Source organism: Mesorhizobium sp. M0514, from assembly GCF_040321145.1.
Classification (GTDB): domain Bacteria; phylum Pseudomonadota; class Alphaproteobacteria; order Rhizobiales; family Rhizobiaceae; genus Mesorhizobium.
Map to the genome: position 1 here is coordinate 43,753 of NZ_JAMYQZ010000044.1, position 6,596 is coordinate 50,348.

The following is a 6,596-nucleotide window of genomic DNA, read 5'->3' on the forward strand; positions in this document are numbered from 1 at the left end:
GTGGCTCATGCCGCCACCATGCTGTTGTCGTTCGTCAGTCCGCAAGCCCCCAGCACGGCGCGGGCGACAAGCTCGCGCGCTGCGTCGAGCCGGTATTCGGCGCTGCCGCGCACGTCGGCAATCGGCGAGAGCTCGGCCATCGGCGCGGACAGGAGCGCATCGGCGAGTGCCGGGCCGACAGGCTTGCCCACCAGCACGGCTTCGACAGCGGCGAGCCGCTTGGCCACGGCCGAGCAGGACCCGACCGCGACAGCGGCTTCCATGACTACGCCATCCTCGGCAACGAGGCGCGCCGCCACCATGGCGATGGAGATGACGAGGTAGCGCCGCGCACCGAGCTTGACGAAGGCCGACGTGCCGGTGGCCCTGGGCTTCGGCACCCGGATGGCGGTAACCAGCTCGCCCGGTCGCAGGGCGGTGCGGCGGTTGCCGAGAATGAACTCCTGCAGCGGCAGATAACGCGTCGCGGTTGCAGAGCGCAGCTCGACCTCGGCGTCCAGCACCAGCAGTCCCGGAACGCCATCGGCGGCAGGCGAAGCATTGCAGAGATTGCCGGCGATCGAGGCGACATTCTGGATCTGCAGGGAGCCCACTTCGCGCGCGGCCTGCTTCAGCGCATCGAAAGCCGCCGGCAATGGATGGCGGACAAGGTCGGTCCAGGTGGTGCGGGCGCCCAAAACCCAATGGGTTTCGGTCTCGGCAATGCCGCGCAGCGAGACCAGGCCGTTAATATCGAGAACATTGTCGCGGAACGGTTTGGCGCCCTGCGCCGGATAGAAATCGGTGCCGCCGGCAAGCACGCGCCAGGCGCCCTCGCCCAGCAGAGCGAGCGCCTCGTCGAGCGTGGCGGGTTTCGCGTAACGGATCACGCTTTGCCTTCCAAAAAAATAGGCCTTCCCATTGGGACCTTCAAAAGGTGGGGTCTTCCCGAACCCCGCCAATGTCTGATCAGGCCAAATTCATTCGTATGCAAATGATATCAAGCTGGCGGAAATTGTCAAAGCCGGAGTTTAAGGGAACCCGGCCGCCAAGCATTTCTTACGCTTGCAGAGGTTGACGCAGGCGGCCATCCGGTCAAGTTTCAGCATCCGGTCGCATCAGCGGCGTATTTCACTCGATCCCCCGTTCGAGACGTAGAAGAGGAGAGGCGCCATGGCCGACGAAGCGCTTGTTGTCATCGACCTGCAAAACGACTTCTGCCCCGGCGGCGCACTGGCGGTTGCCGGCGGCGACGAAATCGTGCCGCTGGTCAACGATCTGATTCGGCATGCCGAGCATGTCGTGCTGACGCAGGACTGGCACCCGGCCGGACATTCGAGCTTTGCCTCCAGCCATCCGGGGGCGCAGCCCTTCAGCGCGATCGAAATGCCCTATGGGCCGCAGACGCTGTGGCCGGACCATTGCATCCAGGGCAGCCTCGGCTCGGATTTTCACTCGGGGCTCGCCTGGACCAAGGCCGAGCTGGTAATCCGCAAGGGATTTCGCCCTGATATCGACAGCTACTCCGCCTTCTTCGAGAACGACCACAAGACGCCGACGGGGCTCGCCGGCTACCTCAAGGAGCGCAGCATCGACAGTGTGACCCTGGTTGGCCTGGCGACCGACTTCTGCGTTGCCTTTTCGGCCCTCGACGCGGTCAAGCAAGGCTTCAAGACGACGGTGCGGCTCGACGCGTGCCGCGGCATCGATCTAAACGGTTCGGTCGAGGCGATGCTGAAGAGGATGCGCGATGCCGGGGTGAAGCTCGAAGACCCGATCTCGGAGTGACTGGATCGTGACGCATCGAGGGGGCTGCACACGGTTGGGGAAGGCTTTCGCGGCAGGTGTACTCGCTTCCGCTGTGTCTCCGCAAATGGCCTTCGCGGCCGAGACCCGCGGCCTGCCCGATGCTGCCATGTCGCTGTGGTGGGCGCTGCCTTTCGCCGGCCTGCTGCTCTCGATCGCCACCGGACCGCTGCTGTTCCACCATGTCTGGGAGCATCATTACGGCAAGATCGCCGCCGGCTGGGCAGCGCTGGCGGTCATCCCGCTGATGGTTGCATTCGGCGTTCCGGTAGCCGGTGAAGCCGTGCTGCACACGCTGCTCACCGAATACATGTCCTTCATTATCCTGCTGTTCGCGCTCTACACCATTTCGGGCGGCATCCTTGTCGCCGGCAACATCCATGGCACGCCGCTGGTCAATGCCGGGCTGCTGCTCGTCGGGGCGATGCTGGCCTCGGTGATCGGCACCACCGGCGCCTCGATGATCCTGATCCGGCCGATGCTGCGCGCCAACGACAACCGGCAGTTCAACGCCCATGTCGTCATCTTCTTCATCTTCCTGGTGTCTAACATCGGCGGCTCGTTGACGCCCTTGGGCGACCCGCCATTGTTCGTCGGCTTCCTGCGCGGCGTCGACTTCTTCTGGACGTCGGCGAACCTCTGGCGCGAGACGCTGTTTACCGGCGGCCTGGTGCTGCTTGTCTTCCTGGCCATCGACATCATGCTGCATCGCCGTGAAGGCGGCGCGCCGAAGATCAAGGATCCGACTCCGGATACGAAGGTGCGCCTTCGCGGCCTGGCCAATCTGCCGTTGCTGGCCGGCGTCATTGCCGCGATCCTGCTTTCAGCTGCCTGGAAGCCGGGCGTGACTTTCTCCATCCTCGGCGTCGGCCTCGAACTGCAGAACCTGGTGCGCGATGCCATCATCCTGGCGCTCGCCGGGCTGTCGCTTGTCGTTTCCCTCAAGAGCCATCGCGAGGCCAACGGCTTCACCTGGGGCCCGATCGCGGAGGTGGCAAAACTGTTTGCCGGCATCTTCATCTGCATCGTGCCGGTCATTGCCATCCTTCGCGCCGGCCATGACGGCGCGCTGGCGCCGCTGGTGGCGCTGGTGACGTCACCCACCGGCCAGCCCAATGATCTCGCCTATTTCTGGCTGACCGGCGGGCTGTCGTCCTTCCTCGACAATGCGCCGACCTATCTAGTGTTTTTCGAACTCGCAGGCGGCGACGCGCGGCACCTGATGACGGAGGCGGCCTCGACGCTGGCCGCGATCTCGGCCGGCGCGGTGTTCATGGGCGCCAACACCTATATCGGCAATGCACCCAACTTCATGGTCTACGCCATTGCCCGACACCGCGGTGTGAAGATGCCGGGCTTCTTCGGCTACATGGCATGGTCAGGGCTGGTGCTGATCCCGATCTTTTTGATCGCCGGGTTCCTGTTTTTCGGCTGATCAGCCGACGCCGACATAGCGCCTGACTGCCGATGGGTCGGCGCGCAATTGCTCGACATCGACGGTCTCGCGGTTGCGGCCGTTCTCGATGAAGCAGACGCGGTCGGCGACGGACAGCACGGCGTCGACGCGCTGTTCGACCAGAATGGTGGAGACACCTAGCTCACGCAGCTTCACCACCGTCTCGCGGATTTTGGCGATCATCGACGGCATCAGCCCCTCCGTCGGCTCGTCTAGCAACAGCACCTGCGGCTCCAGACAAAGCGCGCGGGCCATGGCCAACATCTGCTGTTCGCCACCGGACAAAGTGCCGGAGCGCTGCTTGAGCCGCTGGCGCAGCAACGGGAAGAGGTCGAGCACGCTCTCGCGCGTCGCTCTTCCCTTGCCGCGCGCCATCAGGCCGATCTCGATGTTTTCCGCCACCGTCATCTCGGCGAACAGCCGCCTGCCTTGCGGCACATAGGCGACGCCGGCCTTGGGCACCTCATGCGCCGGCAGGCCGGTCAATTCCTTGCCGGCGAGCCGGATCGAGCCGGCGCTCGACGGAACCAGCCCCATGATTGCTTTCAGCGCCGTCGTCTTGCCGGCGCCGTTGCGACCGAACAGGCACAGCACCTCGCCCTTGTTGAGCACGAGATCAAGCTCGTAGAGCACCTGAACCTCGCCATAGAAGCAATCGAGCCTGGAGATGGTCAGCGCTTCAGTCTTGTGGGCTTCAGTCTTGGGGGCCTCAGTCTTGGGGGCCTCAGTCTTGGGGGCCTCAGTCTTGGGGGCTTCGCTCATGGCGCCGTCCCCAGATAGGCTTCCTGCACCTGTGTGTTGGCGCGGACCTGTTCGGGCGTGCCTTCGGCCAGGATCCTGCCGGCGTTGAAGACCGTGATGCGGTCGGCCAGTTGCATGACGACAGGCATGTTGTGCTCGATCAGGAGCACGGTGGCGCTCTTGGCGATCTCGCGCACCAGTTCGATGAAATTGTCGATCTCGCTGTCGGCCAGCCCTTGCGTCGGCTCGTCGAGGATCAAAAGCCGCGGCTTCAGCGCCAGGCCCATTGCCACTTCCAGCAGGCGCTGATGGCCGTAGGAAAGCTGGCCGGCCGGCATATGGGCGCGGCCGGCAAGTCCGGTGCGTTCCAGCGCGGCCATGACGCCGGTGCGCACCGCACCTTTCGAGCGGCCATCGGTCAGCGTGCGCTGCACCGGCAACGCGACATTATCGTAGGCAGAGAGGTTGGCGAAGACGCTGGTGATCTGGAAGGTGTAGGCGATGCCCCGGCGCACCCTGAGATAGGCCGGCTGGCTGGTGATGTCGGCGCCGTCGAAGACGATCATGCCGGATGATGGCTGAATGCGGCCGCTGACCAGGCTGACGAAGGTGGTTTTGCCGGCGCCATTGGGGCCGATGACGGCGCGGATCTCGCCCGGCATCAGCTGAAAATCGACACCGTCGACGGCGCGCAGGCCGCCGAAACTGCGCGCCAGGCCTTTGGTGGTCAGCAACGGCATCATGGCAGCCACCCGAGCCAGCGCTGGCGGATGGTGCCCAGAATGCCTTTGGGGAAAAACAGCACCAGAAGGATGAGCGCAATACCGACGATCAGGAGATAGGCGGAGGTGTAACCGCTGGCGGTGTCGATGACATAGTACATGAACACAGTGCCAAGCAGCGCACCCAGCGTCGTGGCGGCGCCGCCGAGCAGCACCCAGAGCAGCGGCAGGATGGAATACTGCACCGAGGCAAAGCTCGAGCCGACATAGCCGAACAGCAGCGCATAGGCCGCACCAGAGGCGGCGCAGATGGTGCCGGAGACAACGACGGCGATCAGCTTATTGGAGAAGGTGTCGTAGCCCAGCATTTTCGTGCGCTCCTCGTTCTCGCGCACCGCGACCAAAACGCGGCCATAGCGGGAGCGGACGATGGCGAGGGTGATCAGCAGCACGACCGAGAACAGCGCCAGCGCGCTCATGTAGCGCACGGTCGGGTTGGTGAGGTCGAGCGATGTCGAGCCGAAGGCCAGAACCCGCGCGGGCTGCGGCACCACCAGACCCTGGTCGCCGCCGGTCCAGGCGGCGAAATAGAGGATGGTGAGGTAAAACACCTGCGCGAACATCATGGTGACGATCATGAAGGCGACGCCGGTGGTGCGCAGCGCCAGCAGGCCGATCACCAGTGCCAGCAGCGCGCCGCAGGCGATACCGGCGAGGAAAGCCAAAGGCACGCTCCAGCCGAGATGGATGACGGCGAGACCAGCGCCATAGAGCCCGGCGGCGAAGAACATGGCGTGGCCGAGGCTGAGCAGGCCGACATAGCCGAACAGCATGTTGTAGCCCATGGCGAACACCGCCAGCACCATGATGCGGGCGAGCAGGCCGTGATGATAATCCGGCAGGACGAAGCTCAGGGCGAACAGCAGCGCGATGGCGCCGATATGCAGAGCATAGGCTTTTGCCGGCGAAGCTTCGCTCATCGCGGCGCCTGCCCGAACAGGCCTTGGGGCCTGAACACCAGCACCATGGCCACCAGCAGCGTGGCTATGATCTTGGCCAAAGTCGGCGAGAAGAACACCGAGATGATGCCGTCGGACAGGCCGATCAGCACGGCGGCAACGACGGTGCCGCGCAGCGAGCCGAGGCCGCCGATGATGACGACGATGAAGGACAACAGCAGCGGGTCCTGCCCCATCAGGTAGTGCGCCTGACTGATCGGCACGATCAGCACGGCGGCGACGGCCGCCAGCATGGCGCCGAGCGCGAAGACGCCCGCATAGACGCGGTCGACCGGAATGCCGAAGGCCTGCGCCGTTTCGCTGTCATATTGGGTGGCGCGCATGATGAGGCCGATCTTGGTGCGCGTCAGCACCAGCCAGGTGGCGATGAGCAGAAGGGCCGAAGCGGCAATGATCGACAGCTTGTAGCCGGAATAGCCGAACCAGGGCAAAAGGATGCGGTAGCTGAAGGGCGGCTCCACCGGGCGGGCTTCCGGGCCATAGAAGCTCAACGCCAGCTGCTGGATGATGTAGAGCATGCCGATCGTGGCGACGATGGTGGCTTCCGGATTGTAATTGAGCCGCCGCAGCACAAGCCGCTCGGCGACCAGCGCAATGGCGCCGACAATCAGCGGCGCAATCACCAGCGCCGCCAGGAAGCCGAGCGTGGGATGGCCGGGTATCGCCGTCGAGATCGCCCAGGCCAGCACCGCGCCCAGCATGAAGAACTCGCCATGGGCGACGTTGACGACGCGCATGACGCCGAACACCAGCGACAGCCCAAGCGCCGTCAGCGCCAACACGGCTGAGGTGACAAGGCCTTCGAGGGCGGCGAGGAGGAGATGGGGTCCGAAATGCATTCAGGGCGCCCTTACCCTCCCCTTGTGGGGAGGG

7 protein-coding genes are annotated in these 6,596 nt (G+C 64.7%); 2 read left to right on the forward strand and 5 right to left on the reverse strand.

The features are described 5' to 3' along the window. Window positions 1–5: 5 nt before the first annotated feature. Window positions 6–869: an FAD binding domain-containing protein gene (locus NKI61_RS18905; RefSeq protein WP_352840262.1), complete on the reverse strand. Its 864-nt coding sequence runs from the start codon at window positions 867–869 to the stop codon at window positions 6–8. Window positions 870–1,152: 283 nt separating this feature from the next. On the opposite strand from NKI61_RS18905, the gene pncA reads away from it, so the two are divergent. Together pncA and NKI61_RS18915 are read left to right on the forward strand one after the other, a co-directional pair. Then, window positions 1,153–1,767 (forward strand): bifunctional nicotinamidase/pyrazinamidase, encoded by a 615-nt coding sequence (gene pncA, locus NKI61_RS18910; RefSeq protein ID WP_023683560.1) that lies wholly within the window; start codon window positions 1,153–1,155, stop codon window positions 1,765–1,767. A gap of 85 nt (window positions 1,768–1,852) precedes the next feature. After that, window positions 1,853–3,220 (forward strand): sodium:proton antiporter, encoded by a 1,368-nt coding sequence (locus NKI61_RS18915; protein WP_352840263.1) that lies wholly within the window; start codon window positions 1,853–1,855, stop codon window positions 3,218–3,220. On the opposite strand, the gene NKI61_RS18920 is transcribed toward NKI61_RS18915, so the two are convergent. The 4 genes from NKI61_RS18920 to NKI61_RS18935 are packed head-to-tail and all read right to left on the reverse strand — an operon-like array spanning window position 3,221 to window position 6,562. Then, window positions 3,221–4,003: an ABC transporter ATP-binding protein gene (locus NKI61_RS18920; protein WP_352840265.1), complete on the reverse strand. Its 783-nt coding sequence runs from the start codon at window positions 4,001–4,003 to the stop codon at window positions 3,221–3,223. Further along, window positions 4,000–4,725: an ABC transporter ATP-binding protein gene (locus NKI61_RS18925; protein ID WP_352840266.1), complete on the reverse strand. Its 726-nt coding sequence runs from the start codon at window positions 4,723–4,725 to the stop codon at window positions 4,000–4,002. Before NKI61_RS18925 ends, NKI61_RS18920 begins: the two co-directional genes overlap by 4 nt. After that, on the reverse strand, window positions 4,722–5,684 hold the full coding sequence (locus tag NKI61_RS18930) for a branched-chain amino acid ABC transporter permease (protein ID WP_023683564.1): 963 nt from the start codon (window positions 5,682–5,684) through the stop codon (window positions 4,722–4,724). Before NKI61_RS18930 ends, NKI61_RS18925 begins: the two co-directional genes overlap by 4 nt. Then, window positions 5,681–6,562: a branched-chain amino acid ABC transporter permease gene (locus tag NKI61_RS18935; protein WP_023725976.1), complete on the reverse strand. Its 882-nt coding sequence runs from the start codon at window positions 6,560–6,562 to the stop codon at window positions 5,681–5,683. Before NKI61_RS18935 ends, NKI61_RS18930 begins: the two co-directional genes overlap by 4 nt. Window positions 6,563–6,596 lie beyond the last annotated feature (34 nt).

Coding starts and splice junctions, on each gene's coding strand:
- pncA (WP_023683560.1), top strand. CDS start 1,153: ATGGCCGACGAAGCGCTTGTTGTCATCGACCTGCAAAACGACTTCTGC.
- NKI61_RS18915 (WP_352840263.1), top strand. CDS start 1,853: ATGGCCTTCGCGGCCGAGACCCGCGGCCTGCCCGATGCTGCCATGTCG.
- NKI61_RS18920 (WP_352840265.1), bottom strand. CDS start 4,003: ATGAGCGAAGCCCCCAAGACTGAGGCCCCCAAGACTGAGGCCCCCAAG.
- NKI61_RS18925 (WP_352840266.1), bottom strand. CDS start 4,725: ATGATGCCGTTGCTGACCACCAAAGGCCTGGCGCGCAGTTTCGGCGGC.
- NKI61_RS18930 (WP_023683564.1), bottom strand. CDS start 5,684: ATGAGCGAAGCTTCGCCGGCAAAAGCCTATGCTCTGCATATCGGCGCC.
- NKI61_RS18935 (WP_023725976.1), bottom strand. CDS start 6,562: ATGCATTTCGGACCCCATCTCCTCCTCGCCGCCCTCGAAGGCCTTGTC.